Source organism: Tardiphaga sp. GW821-FHT12E02, assembly GCF_058807155.1.
This window is the reverse complement of record NZ_JBXAQK010000001.1, coordinates 2,170,080-2,188,582: the sequence shown is the minus strand read 5'-3', so window position 1 is coordinate 2,188,582 and position 18,503 is coordinate 2,170,080. Positions and strand designations below refer to the sequence as shown.

The following is an 18,503-nucleotide window of genomic DNA, read 5'->3' as shown; positions in this document are numbered from 1 at the left end:
AGTCGTGTCGTGATCATTCCCCAGCTGCGTGCAGACGACAGATTCTCGCGCGCATCTGATTAGAACAGGACCAAAGACCGTCACGGGAGTCGATAGGGAAAAAGTATCAATTGGCGAAATTTATCAATTATCTCAGTGGTATACCAGAGGCTCAATCGTCATTTGCTATCGCAGCATTCATTTTTTCGATGACGAAGACGATGATCTCGTCCCGGCGTTCAGAGCTGTCGATGCGGTCGCCCATCTGCTGCACCATCACGGGAATATCGATGACTGCCATCGGATCGGTGCAATGAACCTCGACGCATTCGCCGACGGCTAGTGTTCGCAGTGCCTTGCGCGTCATCAGCGCTGGCAGCGGGCATTTCAATCCGGTGAGGTCGAGTTTGGTAGCGGCCATGCATCGGGTCCGTTGTGAGAAATCGCGTTATATCCGCGGTGCCGCGAATGTCATATGCAGCCTTATGACGACTGATCATGACCCCATACTCGAGCCCGTTCTTGGCCTTGTGCTTGCCGGCGGCCTCGCCCGCCGCATGGGTGGCGGCGACAAGCCGATGCGAGCTATCGCCGGCCGCAGCATGCTGCAGCGGGTGATCGATCGCGTTGCGCCGCAATGTGACGGGCTGGTGATCAATGCCAATGGCGATGCAACGCGGTTCGCTGCATTCGATCTGCCCGTTATCCCCGACAATGTCGCGGATTTCCCTGGCCCCCTCGCCGGCATTCTCGCCGGCCTCGATTGGGCGGCCGTGCATCGGCCTGATGTCCGTTGGCTGCTGAGCGTGCCCGGCGACTGCCCGTTCTTGCCGCGCGATCTCGCTGAGCGCTTGCATCGCGCCCTGCGTGAAGACGATGCGCAGATGGCGGTGGCCTCTTCCGCCGGTCAGACGCAGCATGTTGTCAGCCTATGGGATGTCGGCCTGCGCGACGACCTGCGCAGCGCGCTGGTGGATGAACAACTGCGTCAGGTCGGCCGCTTCATGGCCCGTTATCGCCTTTCCACCGTGGACTGGCCGGTGGAGCCCATCGATCCCTTCTTCAACGCCAATACGACCGACGATCTCACCGAAGCCGAACGGCTCGCATTGCTCGACGACAGAGCCTGACCTAAGCTTTCTTCCAACAGGCGGCCGAAAGTGCCGCATTCAATTGGGAGGATTGCTATGCGCGGCATTGGTTTGTCCGTGATCTCTTCGCTCTGCCTTGTCCTTTGTGCCTCCACCGCCTCCGCACAAATCTCCGACGACGTCGTCAAGATCGGCGTGCTCACCGATATGAACGGACCGGCTGCGACGCCCTCCGGCCAGGGCTCGGTGACCGCTGCGCAGATGGCGGTGGAGGATTTTGGCGGCACGGTGCTGGGCAAGCCGATCACGGTCATCGTCGGCGATCACCAGCTCAAGCCCGATGTCGGCGCCTCGCTGGCGCGGCGCTGGTACGATGTCGATCAGGTGGACATCATCGTCGACGTGCCGGTCTCCGCTGTGGGCCTCGCCGTGCAGAATGTGGCCAACGACCGCAAACGGCTGTTCATCACCCACTCCACCGGCGCAGCCGATTTCCACGGCAAGTTCTGTTCGCCCTATACGATGCAATGGGTGTTCGACACCCGCGCACTTGCCGTCGGCACCGCGCAGGAAGTGGTCAAACGCGGCGGCGATAGCTGGTTTTTCATCACTGACGACTTTGCCTTCGGCCATGCGCTCGAGCGCGATGCGGCTGCCGTGGTGACGAAGACCGGCGGCAAGGTGATAGGCTCGGTGCGCCCGCCATTCGGCGCATCGGATCTCTCATCCTTCGTGCTGCAGGCGCAGGCGTCCAAGGCGAAGATCATCGGCATCGCCGGCGGCCCGCCGAACAATATCAACGAGATCAAGACCGCCGGGGAATTTGGCGTGTTCAAGGGCGGCCAGCAGATGGCGGCACTGCTGGCGCTGATCACCGATATCGATTCGCTGGGCTTGCCGACGGCCCAGGGCCTGCTTCTCACCACGTCGTTCTACTGGGACATGGACGACAAGACTCGTGCCTGGTCGAAGCGCTTCTTCGACAAGATGAAGCGGATGCCGACCATGTGGCAGGCCGGCGTCTATTCATCGACGATCGTGTATCTCAACGCCATCAAGGACGCCGGCACCGACGATCCGCTGAAAGTTGCCGCCAAGATGCGCGAGAAGCCGATCGACGATTTCTTCGCCCGCAATGGCAAGCTGCGCGACGATGGACTGATGGTGCACGACCTGATGCTGGTGCAGGTGAAGTCGCCGAAGGAATCGAAATATCCGTGGGACTATTACAAGATCCTCGCCAAGATTTCGGGCGAGGATGCGTTTGGGCCGCCGGATCCGGCTTGCGGTCTGGGGAAGAAGTAGAGCTACTTCACCACCCCAATCTCGCGAAAATATCTCAGCACGCCGGGATGGATCATCGCCAGTTCCGGTGCTGCAGCGGCCGTGTTGCTCGCCGTCGTCTCCTTCGCCTGCGCAAGCTTCGCGCCCAGCGTCGCCTCGGCGCCATGCAGCGTCTTCGCCAGCCGATAGGCGACGTCATCCGGCAGCGTCTCGCGCGCAAGGATATAGCTCCACGATCCCACCGAAGCGATCGGCGCCGGCTGGTTCGGATAGCTGTTCGCACCGATCAGCAGTGGCTTGAGAAAACTGTGCTTGCCGCGGATCTGCGCGATCTCCGCGGCATCCGGCGCGATGAAGCGCGCGCCGCCGGGGCTCTCGCTCATGGCCTTGAAGCCGGGCCAACCGATACCCGCGCCCCACAACGCGGCGACACGACCGTCCAGCACCATTGCAGGGCCATCACCGGCACGATCGAGATAGACCGCCTCAAAATCCTTGTCCTGATCGAGCCCCAGCCCGTCCAGCACATAGCGCGACAGGAAGACGAGTCCGGACCCCTTGGCGCCGAACGCCACCGGCTTGCCGACGAGATCACGGATCGTCTTGTAAGGACTGTCCGCGCGCACCACGAACATGCCGGGATTGGAATACAGTGCAGTCAGGATCTTCAGCTTCGTCGGCGCGCGCTTGATGCCTTTGAAAGCTTCATAGGCCGGCTCGCCCGCCACCAGTGCAAGATCGAGCTTGCCGTCTTCCAGCAGCGGGATGTTCTCGGTCGAGCCCTTGGTGTTCTGCGTCTTGAGCTGCAACGCGGGATCAGCGGCGTTCATCACGTCCGCGAACGCGTCGCCATAGAGCGGAAACCCGCCGCCGGGTGTCGCGGTGCCAAGACTCAGTGTCGTCGGTGACATCGGCTTCGTTTCCTGTTGCGCCATCGCAGTGCCGGATATCAGCAGCGCCGCGCCAACCCACATCATGATCTTCATGAGACATCCTGACGCGATAACAATGACCGCACAGCCAGAGATAGGCAAATGCCGGATTCTATGAAAGCATGCCGATAACGGGCGGCAAAGCCCGATCAACGCCGCGCTGCCATGCCGATCAATCGCGCAGGCGGATACGGCCATAACACTGGAGGGATCATGTTCGCATCTTTGCGCGCGATGACGCGTCGCGTCGTCGCTGTCTGCGCTATCGCTCTTGTTGGTTTCACTGCCACCCCTGCATCCGCCGCCGGATATCCGGACCGTCCGGTGCGCTGGCTGATCGGCTTCGCCGCGGGCGGCCCGGTGGATATCGTCGCCCGGATCATGGCGCAGTGGCTGTCGGATCATTTCGGCCAGCAATTCATCGTGGAGAACCGCGCCGGCTCCGGCGGCAATCTCGCCGCGGCGGCAGCCGCCACCGCAGCGCCCGATGGCTATACGCTGCTGTTCGTCGCGCCGAACAACGCGATCTCCACCTCGCTCTACAAGAAGCTGCCATTCGATTTCATGCGCGACATCGTGCCGGTCGCCAGCATCATGCAGCTCACCAATATGCTGGTGGTGTCCAACGCATTTCCGGCCAAGACGGTGAAGGAGTTCGTCGATTACTGCCTCGCCAATCCCGGCAAGATCTCCTACGCGTCGTCGGGCAATGGCACTTCAGTGCATATGTCGGCTGAATTGTTCAAGGCGATGACGAAATGCGACATGACGCATGTGCCCTATCGCGGATCGGCCATCGCCTTCCCCGACATTATCTCCAACAAGGTGCAGCTGATCTTCGACAATCTGCCCACCGCGCTTGAACAATCCCGCGGCGGCAATGTGCGCGCACTCGGCGTGACCTCGCCGCAGCGCTGGCCGATCGTGCCGGATGTCCCCGCGATCGCCGAGACTGTGCCGGGCTTTGAGTCGATTGGCTTCTACGGCATCGGCGCCCCCAAGGGCACCCCGCCGGAGATCATCGCGACGCTGAACAAGGCGGTTGGAGAAGCCCTGAAGGATCCCAAGCTCATCGCCCGCCTCGCCGACACCGGCGGCGTGCCCAAGCCGATGACGCCTGAGGCATTCGGCAAGCTCGTCGGCAGCGAAACCGAGAAATGGCGCAAGGTGGTGGACTTCGCCAAGGTCTCGGTGGACTGACGACGCGGTCTAGACGCTGACGGCGACCATGGCGGGCAGCAGCTCCGAGCTGCTGACCGCCCCTGCCACCAGATAGGCGAAGCCGAGCAGCGCCAGGAAGCCGAGAAAGAACAGGCCGAACAGGATCAGCGAGATCTTCTTGGCAAAGGCCGAGATATTGGTGAAGCCGAGCCCACCGGCAATCAGCGATATGATCAACGAAATAATGGCCCAACGCAGCATCCGGCTCCCCCGCTTTGAAAATGCGGACGAAAACGTCCCCGGATCGCCAAAGTTCCGCAGCGCACCCCGCCGCCATTGAACGGCAGCGACGAGCCATATAAGGAAAGCAAGCACCGCCGTCCCGGCCCACCCGCCCGGACGCCGGCGGGCCTATAGCTCAATGGTTAGAGCCGACCGCTCATAACGGTCTGGTTCCAGGTTCGAGTCCTGGTAGGCCCACCAATGATTTCAATAGGTTACGAGCTTAATTTTCCACTGTAAAGATCAACGGTACAGGTGTCGGTACAGGTTGGTTCCACGCAAATTCCTGACCTCAAGCTTGGTTTTTGTGTTTTTTTGCCAGACGCGCTTGTCGTCGCTTCTCACGGCTCTTTTCGAGATCCGCCTTCACAAGGCGTAATAGTGCGGAGCTGGCGGCGTGAGTTTCTTTGGCGGCTATCGCCGCTACATCACGCTGAGTCGGCGCGTCAGATGCCATGACATTTGCCGCACCACTCCTGCATCGCTCTCGCATTCGTTCGATAGCGGCTAGAGTCGTGAAATGCTTTCCAGCGATCAGCTCGACCTCCAGACGACCGCGAGCAATCTCTTTTCGGAGCCCGGCGACTGTTAGGCCTCCCATTGGAAATGCCGCTTTTACGGCTACCTCCAATCGCAACGGTGCATTTAGCGGGAAATTTTTTTCATGATCGTCCAACGCTTCAACCTCATCAAGCAGCATTGCGTCAGCCCATGATTAACATGATTCTTGAATACTATAGTCTGTAGCACTTTAGTGTTCGGACTTCGACTATAGGATTGTGGAAAATCCAAATATCGCTTTCGGAAAAGTTATAGCCACGCTCAGACAAACAGCTCGACTCTCGCAGGAGGAGCTGGCGGATCGTGCTGACATTCACCGCACTTATGTGAGTCAAGTTGAACGCGGCTTGAAGTCCCCAACAATCGTGGTTCTATTTAGATTTGCCTTCGCTCTGAACACGACACCAAGCAAGATCTTGAGACAGCTCGAAATCAAAATAGGATCTTAGACGAGCCTGTGAATTCATTCGACTTGCTGACTAACGGCGCTTTCCACAATAGAGAGCTCCAAAGGTCCGTACGCTCGCCGATTTTTCTTGGACACAGCCCGAAACATCTGACAGTTGTAAGAAAGGAAACACTCAACGGATCTTGGAATGCCAAGCGAAATTATTACGCCTGAGTTGATAGCAGCCGCTAAAGCAACGGCCACTCCTATTGCCCTTAAAGCCGTCAAAGACTTGGCGACACGTGTTGGAGATACACTCAATGTATCTTTGACGAAGTCCTTACGCGAAATCGCGACAAACCTATCTACAAACTTTGGCCCCCATCTCGCGACTACATACGACCGCTGCACAAAGCTGAAGACGCTTGTAAATCCCGATGAGCCAGCAATTCTGCTCGATCAGTACGTAAATCTCAGGTTCAAATGCAACGGCAAAGAGTTTGATGATTTTGCTACGATCGAAGAAATTAGATCACGCAAACGAGTAATCATTTCAGGGACCGGTGGTGGTGGAAAGACCATCTTCACTAAGTATCTTTGGATCTCGTTTTTCGAGAACCCGCGCGGCCAGATACCTATCTTTTTCGAACTCAGGCGCATCAACGACATCCAAGCCGACAATATTCTTACTCTAATTTACTTCACTATCGTCGAAACTCACGCGAAGCTATCGAAAGAGACATTTGACAAAGGCGTTGCGAGCGGCCTGTTTGTTTTCATCCTCGACGGCTTCGATGAAGTCGTTAAGGACAGGAAGGACTCTGTTGAGAAACAAATTCTCGATCTCGCTAAGAACAATCCAGAATGCACGATAATCGTTTCAGGCCGACCCGACGAAACCTTTGACGCGTGGCAAGCATTCTCGAACTTTACTGTTCAGCCACTATCGAAGTCGCAAGTTGTCGACCTGGTAAAGAAATTGACCTTCGACAAAGCCATCAAACGTAAATTTATTCGGCGACTGAACACTGATCTGTACGACAAGCATCAGAGCTTTTTATCTACCCCCCTGCTCGCGAGCTTGATGCTTCTAACATTCAATCAATTCGCCGATATCCCCGAGAAGATCCACCTGTTCTACGAGCAGGCGTTTGATACTCTGTTCGCCAGACACGACGCCATGAAAGAAGCCTTCAAGCGTGACATGCACGCCCAGCTTTCGGTCGATGTCTTCAAGAAGTATTTTTCTTACTTTTGCCTTGTCTCGTACTTCGACTCTAAAATTGAGTTCACGCCAGCTGAAATCAAGCGCTACATTAAGCGGGGCCTAAAAATTGAGAACGCGAAGGTCGATACAGAGAAGTTCCTGAAAGACTTACAAGAGTCTGTTTGCGTGATCCAAAAAGAGGGGCTGAACCTCATATTCACGCACCGGACGTTTCAAGAATTCTTCGCCGCTTACTGTCTGGCCCGACTGTCAAAGAAGCATTTTTCTCCTATCGTCGAGAAGATTGCTAATCGCTGGTCGGACAACGTACTAAAAATGCTTCACGACATGAACGATGGCCTTCTCGAAACTGAGTACTTGTTGCCAACCGCGTCAGGTCTACTAGAGAAATTCAACAGCTCTCCAGAGCCGTTTTTAAGCAAGTATGTTGGGGACGATCTTTTGGTGATCGGCTATCGAAAGGACGATAAGCAACCGCGGTTTCAACACAACGATACAACCACCATTAGAGGTAACTTGCGGCAGCTTTTTCCAGTTGAGTATAAGGCACTAGCCGACAAGTTTCCGCGCTACCGGCGTAAAGATCGCATAGCCCTAGATCCCCTATTCAAGAAAATCGAGAAGGACTATCCGAAACTAATCAGTACACAAATTCAGATTATCTTTGAAGGTAATGGACAAGCAACAGCCATCATTCCTGTCAACGGGAAGTCAGTAAGGCTTGAAGCGAATTGGCTCACAAGTTGCGGTTTTGCAGACTATGCACAAGACAACATGGAGCTGGTCCAGAAAGTCACTCAGAAACTTATCGATAAGACCAGTCGCCGGAACAATACGATAGAGTCGATTTTTGGAATTGAAGACGAGACCGATTAGAGACCGACGTACGCACCTTCAGCATACTGCGCAAAGTTCATTGAGGATCTGAACGATGCTTAGTTTTCGATCGTTCACTACTCTTCTCCTTGTGATGGCTGCAATGACTTCCGCGTCTGAAGGACAAACGCCCCATCCACCGGTAGAAGCTTCTCATCGAGCTGTGCCCGATGACAATCTTGCCTACCCAGTTAAAGTCGAGATCAAAGGCTCTCAGGGTAGCGGGTTTTATATTAATTCAGGCGATGCCGTATATTTTGCTACGGCAAAGCACGTTCTCTTCGATCTTCGGAATGGTCAAAAACTCTTCGCCAACGACCTCACTCTTGAGTCGTTCTCTAGGGATGTGGATCAACCGTTAAGCAACATCATTGCGGTTGATCTCGGAATGGTCTCCGCCGCGGGAAATCTCAAATCGCACTCAACTGCGGACGCGACTGTAATAAAAATCGCAGCCGTCGTGCCTAATCCTAACGGTTCTGGCCAGATAATGCAGCCAGTCCCCGGTGTTGTTGTCAGGCAGAATGCGCCTGACGGGATCGTCGGCGTAGATGAGAAGGCTACCGTCAAAAAGTTTGAAAATGTTCAGATCAGCAATGACGTATACGTTTTTGGCTATCCCAACTCGATCGGACTTCAGCAAATACCGCAAATCGATCAATCGCGGCCCCTGATCAGAAAAGGGATTGTCGCTGGCCTAAATAGAGCACTGAGGACAATCATTCTCGATTGTGAGGTCTATCCTGGAAACAGCGGGGGGCTGGTTCTTGAAGTAGAGAACCAGGTGTTTCAGCGGCATTACAAAGTTATTGGCTTGGTCAGTCAGTATGTCCCGTTCGACAATGCTCGATTTGGTATTGCCGCAAATCCGACTGTCCTCAACAGCGGCTATTCGGTCGTGACTCCAATCGATTTCGTATTAGATCTAATTGCGAGCAGGTAACCTCCCTTTCCCGAACACAATTCGGTACAGGATGAACGTAGGCAGATCGGCTTGATCAAAGACAAACGGAGTCAAACGGACGCAATCAGCCTTCAAATTGATTTTGACCTCAGAAACATTTGCATTTTCCGTTTGCGTAACCAATTGATTTATTTGCATTTATTGGAATGCAAACGAACCTGGGCGTTGGACCGCTCATAACGGTCTGGTTCCAGGTTCGAGTCCTGGTGGGCCCACCAATGATTTCAGCACGTATCAGGAAGATGCGTCTCAATGCGGCGCGAATGATTTTTGGAAGATGGCGCGGTGATCGGGGCCGCGACCGAACCAACCCGCGACACGAATCCAAAGATTTTCTGACAGCGCCGAGACGTAACTTAATTCGCCGGCGTTGCCCCAGTTCGCGCGCCTCAACTATGTTTCGAAAAGCGGTAGGCGCACCGACACGCGACCGTTCCCTGAAGCCGTATTTTCGATCGCAAGGCTGCCGTGATGAGCTTCGACGAGACCGCGTGCGATCGCCAGCCCGAGGCCGGCACCTCCGGTGTTGCGGTTTCGTGAGGTCTCGAGGCGGCTGAACGGCTCCAGCATGGCAGCGCGTTGCGTCAGGGGAATGCCAGGCCCCTGGTCATCGACGGTGAGAATAACGTTCTTTCCGGAAACTTCGCTGCGCAGATGAGCGGCGTAACCGTATTTGATGGCGTTATCGGCGAGGTTGGCGATCACCCGCCGCAATGCCAGCCGGTCGCCGAGCACGACAGCAGTGCGGCCATGCGATCCCGCCGCGAAATCAATGCGCGCGCCATTGGCCTGACGATCAGCCACTTCGCCGCGCACCAGATCGTCGATCTCGATCAGTTCCTCCGACAATTCCGCTGCACCCGCGCGGCTGGCAAGCAGCGCGTCGTCGAGCAGCCGGATCATGTCGTGGATATCGGTCATCGCACGTTCGCGCTCGGCATCGTCGGGGATTTTCTCGACCCGCAGATTGAGCCGCGTGGCAAAGGTGCGGACGTCGTGCGAGATGCCGCCCAGCATCGCCAGCCGCGAACGCAGCAACTCGCCGAGCCGGCCCTGCAACCGGTTGAAGGCCTCAATCAGCGCGCGGATTTCCGGCGCGCTGCCGCGCGCTTCCGGCAGCGGTAGCGGATTGGGCGAGAGATCGATACGGTCGACGGCCTCAGCCAGCCGGGTCAGCGGCTTGGTCTCGCGGCGCATCGCCAGTAACGCGATCAACGCGACGAAAATGCCGATGATCCCCGCGCCGAACCCGATCGGCAGACCGAGCGGGCCGCGCAGCAGGGGCGTCACGATCGCGATGGTGAGCACATCGCCGTCGCCGAGATCGATGCGCAACCGCAGAATGTCGGGCCACAAGTGGCGAAACATGCGGCGCCGCTGGGTATCGTCAAAGGTCACGTTGACCTTGCGCCCTGCCAGCGCCGCGACATAAGGCTGTGCGGTGCTGCCGCTGAAGCGCGAGCCCGGCTCCGTGGCGTCGTCGTCATTGGCGGCGCTGCGCTCGACACTGACCATGAATCCATCGGTACTGGTGGCGCGCTCGACCAGTGCGCGCCCGTCCGGCGCGGTGCGCTCCATCAGCTCGACAACCGCTACCACATGCGCGGGATCACCGATCGACTGCAGGTCATTGCTGCGGCCGCCGACATAATAGGCCGCGATGGCGGTGACCCACACCAAGGCCAGACCGCTGACCATGATCAGGCCGATACGGGCGCCGAAGGACAGGCTGCCGGTCATGCCAGCGGGCTCACATGGGCGGTCATCAGATAGCCGCCATTGCGCACCGTGCTGATCAGGTTGGAGCCGGGATGTGCAACGTCGAGCTTCTTGCGCAGGCGCGAGATCAGCATGTCGACAGTGCGGTCGAACGGCTCGGCGGAGCGGCCATGGGTCCAGTCGAGAATCTGGTCGCGTGTCAGCACCCGGCGCGGCCGCTGCACGAAGCACACCAGCAGATCGAATTCGGCGCTGGTCAGCGCCACCGCCTCACCGTCCTGGGTCGTCAACTGGCGCGCATCGATATCGATCGCGAAGGCATCGAAACCGTAGCGGCGATTGTCCGGCGCCTGCGGCACCGGCCGGGTCCGGCGCAGGATCGCGCGGGCGCGCGCCAGCAATTCGCGCGAGCTGAACGGCTTGGCGAGATAATCGTCGGCGCCCATTTCGAGGCCGACCACGCGGTCGATCTCGTCGCTCTTGGCGGTCAGCATCAGGATGGGAATGGTGCTGCTGGCGCGCAACCGCCGGCAGATCGCCAGACCGTCCTCGCCGGGCAGCATCAGATCGAGAATCATCAGATCGGGATGCAGCCGCGCCAGCACCTCGTCCATGGCCCTGCCGTCTTCGGCAATCTCGATGGCAAACCCTTCCTGGATCAGGAGGTCGCGCACCAGTCGACGGATTTCCGGATCGTCCTCGACAATGAGAATGGTGGGCTGCGGCACTGTCATGCCGCCTGTTTCCAACAATGACGCGCGATCGGCAAGCCGCAGAACGGCGTTTTTACAAACTGTTACGCGACATAAGAGCCGCCCTCGCGGCTGTTACATCCCGTCTACAAACCAACACAAAACATTGCGCGGCATCGAAACGCGATCCACATCGGCCGGCTAGATATCTTTTCGTCAGGACGCGATCCACCGTCGTGCACTGACGTTTCGAACATCCCAATGTGAGAACGAGAACATGAACAAATCCGTCTACAAGACTTTTGCCGCGCTCGCGCTGCTCACGCCCCTGCCCGCCGTTGCCCATGCGCAGGCACAGTCGCCGCGTGCGGCCTGCCGCGCCGACTTCAACAAGTTCTGCGCCACCGTCGCGCCGGGCGGCGGCCGGATCGCGGCCTGCCTCAAGGAAAAGGCCGACAAGCTGTCGCCGGAATGCAAGGACGCCCTGAAGTCGGCCAAGGCGGAATAGGCGCTGCCCGACCCAACCGGCAATCCAGTTCCTGACAATCTCGATGAGGAGAACGATATGAAGAAGTTTCTGACGCGGTCGGCGCTTGCCGCGATGTTGTCGCTCGTGACCATGGCCGAAGCGAATGCCTGGTCGCGCAGCGGCACGGTGACCCGCACCGGCCCCAACGGCAACAGCGTCACCCGCAGCGGCGCGGTCGGATGTGCCGGCGGCGTTTGCGCCGGCAAGAGCACCGTCACCGGACCGCGCGGTGGCTCGGTTACACGTGCAGGCGCCGTCACGCGCGGTCACGCCGGGCACTATCATGGTCACCATCATCATGCAGGCCGGGTTGCAGCGGGTGTGGCGGTCGGTGTCGCCGCTGGCACGACGATCGCCCGTTCGGCCTATGCTTCCACGGCGCCGGTCTATGTCGCGCCAGGCGTGGTCTATGCGCCGCGGCCGGTCGTCTACGCACCTCGTCCCTACTACTATTCGCGTTACTATTACGGCTCCGCCTATCGGCCCTATTACGCGGCCCACGTCGCCTACTACCGCCCATACTGAGGAGCTGCGCCGCGCGCGCTGCTCACTTTCGAGGACCGGGGATCTGGCAGTGCCATCCCCGGTGCCACGTGCTGCTCGGGACAAGGACATGCCGAATGGATAGCGAACCACGACAATGGACAGCAATTGGCTGGGTACTGGTGGCGGGATGTCTCGCCTTGGCGATCTGTTGCGGATTGTCGGCCACCCTGGCCCAAAATAACCGCATGACGCCGCGGCCGGTGCGCGCCGATATGACGACGGTGGTACCAAGAGCCTGCCTGAGCGAGTTTTACGCCTATCTGAAGGTCGCCGATACAGCCAGGGAGCTCGGATCGGACCGCGACATTCTCGATTTCGCGCTCGACCGATTGCAAACAGGTCTGGTCGCTTGTCTCACGGATGACGATGCGACGGAGCCGAACAGCGAAGCTGCGCTGACGGATGGCCCGCGACACCGGATCATGGTGTCGCACGCCTACCGGTCCGCTGCCTAGCCATTGCCATGCGCGGGCGGCCCACCGGGCCACATCGGCATGCTGCCTTTTCCATTTTCATGTCCGACCATCGACGGAGTCGTCGCGTGCCTGCTTTTCCTTTCTGCTTCTCCTCCTGCGCGCGAGACGGGCACCCTGCGGCAAGCCGCGTGCGCCTCGCGATCGCGCTTCTGACGCTGCCGGCCATGATTGCCGGCTGCGGGCCGCGCAATTCCTACCAGGCGCCGCCGCCGCCCGAGGTCAAGGTGCAGGCGCCGGTGCAGCGCGACGTCACCGAATATATGGAGTTCACCGGCCAGCTCGTGCCGGTGAAGTCGGTCGGCGTCGTCGCGCGCATCCAGGGCTTTCTGGAGTCGATCGGCTATGAGGACGGTACCACCGTCAGGCAGGGCCAGACCCTGTTCACCATCGAACCCGCGCCCTACCGGGCCAAGCTCGAGGAGGCCGAGGCAAATCTCGCGGCGTCCCAGGCCAAGGCGCTGTTCGCCACCCAGCAGAACGAGCGCTATGCGACGCTGGCGAGCCGCGAGGTCGCCTCGCAGATGCAGGCCCAGCAATCAACCGCCGACCTGAACGCGGCCAAGGCCTCGACCCAGCAGGCCAAGGCCGCCCTTGACCAGGCCCGCATCAACTACTCCTATACAAAGGTCACCGCCCCGTTCGACGGGGTGATGACCAATCATCTGCAAAGCGTCGGCGCCCTGGTGGGAACCGAGCAGACGGCGCAGCTCGCCACCCTGCTGCAGATCAACCCGATCTGGGCCAAATTCACCGTCAACGAGAGCGACGCCATCCGCGTGCGTGGGCTGGTGGCCGCGGCCGGCAAGACCGAGGCCGATCTGCGCACGTTGCCGGTCGATGTCGCCATGCAGGGCGAGCATGGATTTCCCCATCGCGGACAGCTCGATTACGCCGCGCCCGCGGTCGATCCGGCCACCGGCACGCTGTCGGTGCGCGCCATCCTGCAGAATGCCGATCGCGCGCTGCTGCCCGGCGCGTTCGTCAAGGTCCGGATTCCGGCCCGCAAGAGCAAGAACGCGCTGCTCGTCCCCGACACCGCACTGGGCAACATCCAGGGCACGCCGACGCTGCTGGTGGTCGATGCCGACAACAAGGTCGAGCAACGGATGGTCGAGACCGGCGGCCGCGAGGGCGAACTGCGGATCATCCGCAGCGGCATTGCCGCCGGCGACCGGGTCATCGTCACGAATGCGCAGCAGGTCGCGGTCGGCCAGACCGTCGCACCGCACGACAGCGCAGCCCCCGCGACACCTGCCACACCGGACAGCAAACCATGATCTCGCGCTTCTTCATCGACCGTCCCGTCTTCGCCAATGTCATCGCGCTGCTGATGCTGCTGATCGGCGCCGTATGCCTGCTGCGCCTGCCGGTCGCGCAATATCCCAATGTGGTGCCGCCCACCGTGCAGGTGACGGCGACCTATCCCGGCGCCAATGCCGCCGTGATCGCACGCACGGTGGCGCTGCCCATCGAGCAGCAGGTCAATGGCGTCGGCGGCATGCTCTATATGCAGTCCTACAGCACCGACAGCGGCACCTACACGCTCACAGTGACCTTCGAGATCGGCACCGATGTCGACCAGGCCCAGGTGCTGGTGCAGAACCGCGTGTCGTCGGCGCTGGCCTCGCTGCCGAGCAGCGTGCAGACCCAGGGCGTCAAGGTCGACAAGCGCTCGACCTCCATTCTCGGCTTCGCCGCGCTCACCTCTCCCGACAACAGCCGCGACGGCCTGTTCCTGAGCAACTACGCCTCGATCAATCTCGTGAATGAACTGTCGCGCCTGCCCGGCGTCGGCAATGTCACCGTGTTCGGCGCCGGCCAGTATGCGATGCGGGTCTGGATGGACCCGCAGCAGCTCCGCGCCCGCAATCTCACCGCCGGCGACGTGGTCGGCGCGCTGCAGCAGCAGAGCCAGGTGGTGCCGCTGGGCCAGCTCGGCGGCCCGCCGGTGCCGAACGGGCAGGCATTCCAGCAGACCCTCGAAGTCCGCTCCAGCCGCTTCAGCGATCCCGGCGAGTTCGGCGAGATCGTGGTCAAGGCCGCACCGGAGAATGGCGGCCAGATCGTGCGGCTCAAGGATGTCGCCCGGGTCGAACTGGGCGCACAGACCTACAGCCAGGGCTTCAAGCTCGACGGCGCACAGGCGGCCGGCATCGCCATCGCCCAGGATCCAAGCGCCAATGCGCTCGACGTCATGAACGCGGTGAAGACCCGCATGGCGGAACTGTCAAAAACCTTCCCGCCGGGCGTCAGCTACCAGATCCCGTTCGACACCACCCGCTTCGTCGATGCCGCCATCCATGAGGTCTATGTGACGCTGATCGAGACCGGCGTGCTGGTGCTGGCGGTCATCCTGCTGTCCCTCGGCGACTGGCGCGCCATGATGGTGCCGGCCACCACGGTGCCGGTCACGGTGATCGGCGCCTTCGCGGTGATGGCGGCGCTCGGCTTCACGGTCAACATGTCGACCCTGTTCGCGCTGGTGCTGGCGATCGGCATCGTGGTGGACGACGCCATCGTCGTGGTCGAGGGCGCCGCCCACGGCATCGAGAGCGGGCTGTCGCCGCATGATGCCGCAGGTTCGGCCATGGATCATCTGCTCGGCCCGATCATCGGCATCACGCTGGTGCTGATCTCGGTGTTCCTGCCGGCCGCGTTCCTGCCCGGCCTGACCGGCCAGATCTTCGCGCAATTCGCGCTGGTGATCGCCGCGACGGCGCTGCTCAGCGCGGTGAATGCCGTGACACTGAAGCCGACGCAATGCGCAACCTGGCTGAAGCCGCATGATGCGTCCGCCCGGCCCGGCCGGTTCCGGCGTGGCTTCAACAAGGTCTATGGTGCCGTCGAGCGGCGCTATACAGCGCTGGTGACACGGCTGGTCCGCCACAGCATCGCAACCACGCTGGCCGGCGTTGCGATCGTCACGCTGGCGATGGTGGGCCTGACGCGGCTGCCCACTGGCTTCCTGCCGCTCGAGGATCAGGGCTATTTCCTCGTCAGCGTGCAATTGCCGAGCGGTGCCTCGCTCGAGCGCACCGATGCGGCGCTCGATCGCATCAGCGGCAAACTGCGCAAGGTCGGCGGCGTCGACAACACGCTGTCGATCGCCGGCGTGTCCGCCACCGACGGCAATGCGTCGCTGGCCAATGCCGGCGCCATCTATATCGTGCTGAAGGACTGGAGCGAACGCGGCAAGAGCGAAAACCTGCCGAACATGTATGGCGCGCTGACCAGGGCCGTTGCCGATGTGGACGACGCCAAGGTCCTGGTGATCCCGCCGCCCGCCATTCAGGGCATCGGCAACAGCGGCGGTTTCACCATGCAAGTGGAGCTGCGCGACAACACGCTGGACTGGCAGCGGCTGTCGCAGGTCACCGACGCCATGCAGCGCAATGCGCAGGGACAATCCGGCGTGCAGCGGACCAATGCCAGCTTCCGCGCCGATGCGCCGCAGATCGGCCTGACCGTCGACCGCATCAAGGCAGCGACGCTGCAAGTCGCGGTGGATGACGTGTTCTCCACCCTGTCGGCATCGCTCGGCTCGAGCTTTGCCGGGCGCTTCGATCGCTTCGGCCGCACCTTCCAGGTGTTCGCCACCAATGACGGCACGGCACGCACCGACCTGCAGCAGGTGTTCGATCTCACGGTCCGCAATGCACAGGGCAATATGGTGCCTCTGGGATCGCTGCTGTCGGTCACCCGCAGCAGCGGGCCGTCGCTGGTCAGCCTGTATAATCTCTATCCGAGCGCGACCATCCTCGGCGCGCCAGCCCCCGGCTTCAGCTCCGGCGACGTCCTCGGCATCATGGATGCCGTGGCCAAACGCACATTGCCGGCCGGCACGGCGCATGAATGGACGGCGATGTCGTATCAGGAGAAGGCCATCGCGGGTCAGATCTATCTGGCACTCGGACTGGCGCTGCTGCTCGTCTATCTGGTGCTGGCCGCGCAATATGAGAGCTGGTGGACGCCGGCGTCGATCCTGCTGGCCGTGCCGCTCGCGCTGGTGGGCCCGGTGCTGACCATCGCGGCGCTCGGCATCAATGTGAATCTCTATTCGCAGATCGGACTGATCCTGCTGGTCGCGCTCTCCGCCAAGAACGCCATCCTGATCGTCGAAGTCGCCCGCAAGCGCGTTGAAGGCGGCGAGAGCCTGATCGATGCCGCGGTCGCAGCGGCGCGCGAACGCTTCCGCCCGATCATGATGACCTCGATCGCCTTTGCCGCCGGCGTGGTGCCGCTGATGCTCGCAACGGGCGCCGGGGCAAATGCACAACGCTCGATCGGAATCGTGACCTTCTCCGGCATGCTGTCGTCGACACTGCTGGTCGTCGTGCTGACGCCCGCGACCTATGTCGTTGCCCGGCAGGTGGAGAACTGGGTCCACGGCGCGCGCAGCAAGCGCGTGAGCGCCTATGCCGCCTCGTCGCGCGACTGATAGAGCTTGTACAGCATGCGCTGGCCGATGCGCCGGAACGGCGCGAACGGATGTGTCGGCAGCGGCGAGGTGAAGATCGGCAGGTCTTGGCCTTTGAATTCCTTGCCGCCGATCATCTGCGCCATGCGGCGCCCGGCCTGCGCCGAATAGGACACGCCATTGCCGCCATAGCCCAGCGCATAGAACAGCGTCTGCGAAGGATCGGGCCGGAAGATGCGCGGCATCATGTCGTGGCTGACATCGACCCAGCCCCACCACGAATAATCGATCTCGATGCCCTTCAGCGCCGGGAACTTGCGGTGCAGGCCGTCGATCAAAAGCTGCAGATGCTTCTGGTTGGCGGCATCGGCGCCGGTGATGGCGCTGCGGCTGCCGATCTGCACCCGATTGTCCGGCAGCCGGCGATAATAGAACCGCAGCGTGCGCGTATCGGTAATCACCTGCGTGGTCTTGAAACCAGTCGCTCCCAGCTCCGTTTCGGTGAGCGGCCGCGTCACGATGGAATTCGACATGATCGGCATGCAGCGCCCGCGCAGGAACGGCGTCAGGCCGAGCGACGTATAGGCACCGGTCGCGATGCCGACGGCGCGGGCACGCACCGTGCCGCCGGGCGTGCGCAGATGATGCACGCCGCCGCGCGTCGTGATCTCCAGCACCGGGCTGCCCGGATGCACCTTCGCGCCAAGCTCGCGCGCCATACGCTGGTAGCCGAAGGCAAGCTTCGCAGGATGCACGCCGGTGCCGAGCGGCTCATGCACCGCGCCGACGCATTCCGCCTCGTTGACATAGTCGCGGCGCACCTCGTCGGCCGACAACACGCGGGTCTTGTAGCCGAACACCTCGTTCTGCACCTTCGACTCGGCCGCGATCTTGTCCAGCATGCGCTGGCGATGGGCGAGATAGAGATGGCCGCCGCGCTGCGGCTCGCAATCGATCTTGCCGGATGTGATCAGTTCCTCGAACGTCTCAAAACCGTCCTGCACTTCCGCATGCAGGCGCAGCGCCACGTCGCGGCCCCAGCGCTCGATCCATTGCGAGCGCGACAGCCGGCCCGATGCATTCTGCCCCTGCCCGCCATTGCGCGTGCTGCAGCCCCAGGCGACGCGGTTGGCTTCGAGCACCACCGCCTTGATGCCGAATTCGCGCGCGAGGAAGATCGCGCAGGCAAGCCCCGTATAGCCCGAGCCGATGATCGCGACATCGGCGTCGATATCGCCGGTGATCGGGCCGTCATCCTCGGGCGGCGTGCCGGCGGTGGCCAGCCAGTAGGTCGGCGCGTAGTTGCGGTTGGTGCCGGGGCCCGGCGAGACGAGCGGATCATGATGCTGGTCGTAGGGCGCGATCGACATGGACAGCT

At 60.8% G+C, this 18,503-nt stretch carries 18 protein-coding genes and 1 tRNA gene; 12 read left to right on the top strand and 7 right to left on the bottom strand.

Translation table 11 applies throughout. From position 1 onward, the window contains the following. Nucleotides 1–151: 151 nt before the first annotated feature. The gene (locus tag AC1RQ5_RS10360; protein WP_493198744.1) at nucleotides 152–400 is read right to left on the bottom strand and encodes a sulfurtransferase TusA family protein; all 249 of its coding nucleotides are present in this window, start codon (nucleotides 398–400) and stop codon (nucleotides 152–154) included. Nucleotides 401–464: 64 nt separating this feature from the next. Here AC1RQ5_RS10360 and mobA point away from each other — a divergent pair, with 64 nt between their 5' ends. Next, on the top strand, nucleotides 465–1,109 hold the full coding sequence (gene mobA, locus AC1RQ5_RS10355; RefSeq protein ID WP_493198742.1) for a molybdenum cofactor guanylyltransferase MobA: 645 nt from the start codon (nucleotides 465–467) through the stop codon (nucleotides 1,107–1,109). Nucleotides 1,110–1,166: 57 nt separating this feature from the next. Beyond that, nucleotides 1,167–2,375 carry an ABC transporter substrate-binding protein gene (locus AC1RQ5_RS10350; protein ID WP_493198741.1) on the top strand — a complete coding sequence of 403 codons (1,209 nt, stop codon included), beginning with the start codon at nucleotides 1,167–1,169 and terminating at the stop codon, nucleotides 2,373–2,375. 2 nt (nucleotides 2,376–2,377) lie between these two features. Here AC1RQ5_RS10350 and AC1RQ5_RS10345 read toward each other — a convergent pair whose 3' ends face one another. Further along, nucleotides 2,378–3,340, bottom strand: a complete 963-nt coding sequence (locus AC1RQ5_RS10345; RefSeq protein WP_493198739.1) for a TAXI family TRAP transporter solute-binding subunit — start codon at nucleotides 3,338–3,340, stop codon at nucleotides 2,378–2,380. Nucleotides 3,341–3,520: 180 nt separating this feature from the next. Here AC1RQ5_RS10345 and AC1RQ5_RS10340 point away from each other — a divergent pair, with 180 nt between their 5' ends. Next, entirely contained in the window at nucleotides 3,521–4,486 is a 966-nt protein-coding gene (locus AC1RQ5_RS10340; RefSeq protein WP_493203374.1) for a Bug family tripartite tricarboxylate transporter substrate binding protein, read from the top strand. Nucleotides 4,487–4,495: 9 nt separating this feature from the next. On the opposite strand, the gene AC1RQ5_RS10335 is transcribed toward AC1RQ5_RS10340, so the two are convergent. Next, nucleotides 4,496–4,708, bottom strand: a complete 213-nt coding sequence (locus AC1RQ5_RS10335) for a DUF1328 family protein (RefSeq protein WP_398477577.1) — start codon at nucleotides 4,706–4,708, stop codon at nucleotides 4,496–4,498. Nucleotides 4,709–4,854: 146 nt separating this feature from the next. Here AC1RQ5_RS10335 and AC1RQ5_RS10330 point away from each other — a divergent pair. Continuing rightward, nucleotides 4,855–4,930: transfer RNA gene (locus AC1RQ5_RS10330), tRNA-Ile, on the top strand. Between the two features lie 91 nt (nucleotides 4,931–5,021). Here the strand turns inward: AC1RQ5_RS10330 and AC1RQ5_RS10325 are convergent. Beyond that, nucleotides 5,022–5,429: a hypothetical protein gene (locus AC1RQ5_RS10325; RefSeq protein ID WP_493198737.1), complete on the bottom strand. Its 408-nt coding sequence runs from the start codon at nucleotides 5,427–5,429 to the stop codon at nucleotides 5,022–5,024. Nucleotides 5,430–5,508: 79 nt separating this feature from the next. Between AC1RQ5_RS10325 and AC1RQ5_RS10320 the strand changes: the two genes are divergently transcribed. The 3 genes from AC1RQ5_RS10320 to AC1RQ5_RS10310 all read left to right on the top strand — a co-directional run bounded on the left by AC1RQ5_RS10320 (nucleotide 5,509) and on the right by AC1RQ5_RS10310 (nucleotide 8,725). Then, nucleotides 5,509–5,739, top strand: coding sequence for a helix-turn-helix domain-containing protein (locus tag AC1RQ5_RS10320; RefSeq protein WP_493198735.1), 231 nt, complete (start codon nucleotides 5,509–5,511; stop codon nucleotides 5,737–5,739). 147 nt (nucleotides 5,740–5,886) lie between these two features. Next, a complete protein-coding gene (locus AC1RQ5_RS10315) occupies nucleotides 5,887–7,782 on the top strand; it encodes an NACHT domain-containing protein (protein ID WP_493198733.1) in 1,896 nt (631 codons plus the stop codon). A gap of 55 nt (nucleotides 7,783–7,837) precedes the next feature. Further along, nucleotides 7,838–8,725: a trypsin-like peptidase domain-containing protein gene (locus AC1RQ5_RS10310; protein ID WP_493198731.1), complete on the top strand. Its 888-nt coding sequence runs from the start codon at nucleotides 7,838–7,840 to the stop codon at nucleotides 8,723–8,725. 414 nt (nucleotides 8,726–9,139) lie between these two features. On the opposite strand, the gene AC1RQ5_RS10305 is transcribed toward AC1RQ5_RS10310, so the two are convergent. Next, nucleotides 9,140–10,486 (bottom strand): sensor histidine kinase, encoded by a 1,347-nt coding sequence (locus AC1RQ5_RS10305; protein WP_493198729.1) that lies wholly within the window; start codon nucleotides 10,484–10,486, stop codon nucleotides 9,140–9,142. Next, complete coding sequence (locus AC1RQ5_RS10300) at nucleotides 10,483–11,199, bottom strand: response regulator (RefSeq protein WP_398482382.1); 717 nt, start codon at nucleotides 11,197–11,199, stop codon at nucleotides 10,483–10,485. The genes AC1RQ5_RS10305 and AC1RQ5_RS10300 overlap by 4 nt, the downstream gene beginning before the upstream one ends. Nucleotides 11,200–11,434: 235 nt before the next feature. Here AC1RQ5_RS10300 and AC1RQ5_RS10295 point away from each other — a divergent pair, with 235 nt between their 5' ends. The 5 genes from AC1RQ5_RS10295 (at nucleotide 11,435) to AC1RQ5_RS10275 (ending at nucleotide 17,146) form a co-directional block, all read left to right on the top strand. Beyond that, nucleotides 11,435–11,665, top strand: coding sequence for a cysteine rich repeat-containing protein (locus AC1RQ5_RS10295; protein ID WP_493198727.1), 231 nt, complete (start codon nucleotides 11,435–11,437; stop codon nucleotides 11,663–11,665). Nucleotides 11,666–11,722: 57 nt separating this feature from the next. After that, a complete protein-coding gene (locus tag AC1RQ5_RS10290) occupies nucleotides 11,723–12,211 on the top strand; it encodes a hypothetical protein (protein ID WP_493198725.1) in 489 nt (162 codons plus the stop codon). Between the two features lie 95 nt (nucleotides 12,212–12,306). Further along, on the top strand, nucleotides 12,307–12,687 hold the full coding sequence (locus AC1RQ5_RS10285) for a hypothetical protein (RefSeq protein ID WP_493198723.1): 381 nt from the start codon (nucleotides 12,307–12,309) through the stop codon (nucleotides 12,685–12,687). Nucleotides 12,688–12,836: 149 nt separating this feature from the next. Continuing rightward, complete coding sequence (locus AC1RQ5_RS10280; RefSeq protein ID WP_493198722.1) at nucleotides 12,837–13,985, top strand: efflux RND transporter periplasmic adaptor subunit; 1,149 nt, start codon at nucleotides 12,837–12,839, stop codon at nucleotides 13,983–13,985. After that, nucleotides 13,982–17,146 (top strand): efflux RND transporter permease subunit, encoded by a 3,165-nt coding sequence (locus tag AC1RQ5_RS10275; protein ID WP_493198721.1) that lies wholly within the window; start codon nucleotides 13,982–13,984, stop codon nucleotides 17,144–17,146. The genes AC1RQ5_RS10280 and AC1RQ5_RS10275 overlap by 4 nt, the downstream gene beginning before the upstream one ends. Here AC1RQ5_RS10275 and AC1RQ5_RS10270 read toward each other — a convergent pair. Continuing rightward, entirely contained in the window at nucleotides 17,122–18,495 is a 1,374-nt protein-coding gene (locus AC1RQ5_RS10270) for an NAD(P)/FAD-dependent oxidoreductase (protein WP_493198719.1), read from the bottom strand. The two genes, AC1RQ5_RS10275 and AC1RQ5_RS10270, sit on opposite strands and share 25 nt — an antisense overlap. Between the last annotated feature and the right edge of the window lie 8 nt (nucleotides 18,496–18,503).

What these genes read in the sequence shown, in the direction of transcription:
- AC1RQ5_RS10360 (WP_493198744.1), bottom strand. Translation starts at nt 400, where the DNA reads ATGGCCGCTACCAAACTCGACCTCACCGGATTGAAATGCCCGCTGCCA.
- mobA (WP_493198742.1), top strand. Translation starts at nt 465, where the DNA reads ATGACGACTGATCATGACCCCATACTCGAGCCCGTTCTTGGCCTTGTG.
- AC1RQ5_RS10350 (WP_493198741.1), top strand. Translation starts at nt 1,167, where the DNA reads ATGCGCGGCATTGGTTTGTCCGTGATCTCTTCGCTCTGCCTTGTCCTT.
- AC1RQ5_RS10345 (WP_493198739.1), bottom strand. Translation starts at nt 3,340, where the DNA reads ATGAAGATCATGATGTGGGTTGGCGCGGCGCTGCTGATATCCGGCACT.
- AC1RQ5_RS10340 (WP_493203374.1), top strand. Translation starts at nt 3,521, where the DNA reads ATGACGCGTCGCGTCGTCGCTGTCTGCGCTATCGCTCTTGTTGGTTTC.
- AC1RQ5_RS10335 (WP_398477577.1), bottom strand. Translation starts at nt 4,708, where the DNA reads ATGCTGCGTTGGGCCATTATTTCGTTGATCATATCGCTGATTGCCGGT.
- AC1RQ5_RS10325 (WP_493198737.1), bottom strand. Translation starts at nt 5,429, where the DNA reads ATGCTGCTTGATGAGGTTGAAGCGTTGGACGATCATGAAAAAAATTTC.
- AC1RQ5_RS10315 (WP_493198733.1), top strand. Translation starts at nt 5,887, where the DNA reads ATGCCAAGCGAAATTATTACGCCTGAGTTGATAGCAGCCGCTAAAGCA.
- AC1RQ5_RS10310 (WP_493198731.1), top strand. Translation starts at nt 7,838, where the DNA reads ATGCTTAGTTTTCGATCGTTCACTACTCTTCTCCTTGTGATGGCTGCA.
- AC1RQ5_RS10305 (WP_493198729.1), bottom strand. Translation starts at nt 10,486, where the DNA reads ATGACCGGCAGCCTGTCCTTCGGCGCCCGTATCGGCCTGATCATGGTC.
- AC1RQ5_RS10300 (WP_398482382.1), bottom strand. Translation starts at nt 11,199, where the DNA reads ATGACAGTGCCGCAGCCCACCATTCTCATTGTCGAGGACGATCCGGAA.
- AC1RQ5_RS10295 (WP_493198727.1), top strand. Translation starts at nt 11,435, where the DNA reads ATGAACAAATCCGTCTACAAGACTTTTGCCGCGCTCGCGCTGCTCACG.
- AC1RQ5_RS10290 (WP_493198725.1), top strand. Translation starts at nt 11,723, where the DNA reads ATGAAGAAGTTTCTGACGCGGTCGGCGCTTGCCGCGATGTTGTCGCTC.
- AC1RQ5_RS10285 (WP_493198723.1), top strand. Translation starts at nt 12,307, where the DNA reads ATGGATAGCGAACCACGACAATGGACAGCAATTGGCTGGGTACTGGTG.
- AC1RQ5_RS10275 (WP_493198721.1), top strand. Translation starts at nt 13,982, where the DNA reads ATGATCTCGCGCTTCTTCATCGACCGTCCCGTCTTCGCCAATGTCATC.
- AC1RQ5_RS10270 (WP_493198719.1), bottom strand. Translation starts at nt 18,495, where the DNA reads ATGTCGATCGCGCCCTACGACCAGCATCATGATCCGCTCGTCTCGCCG.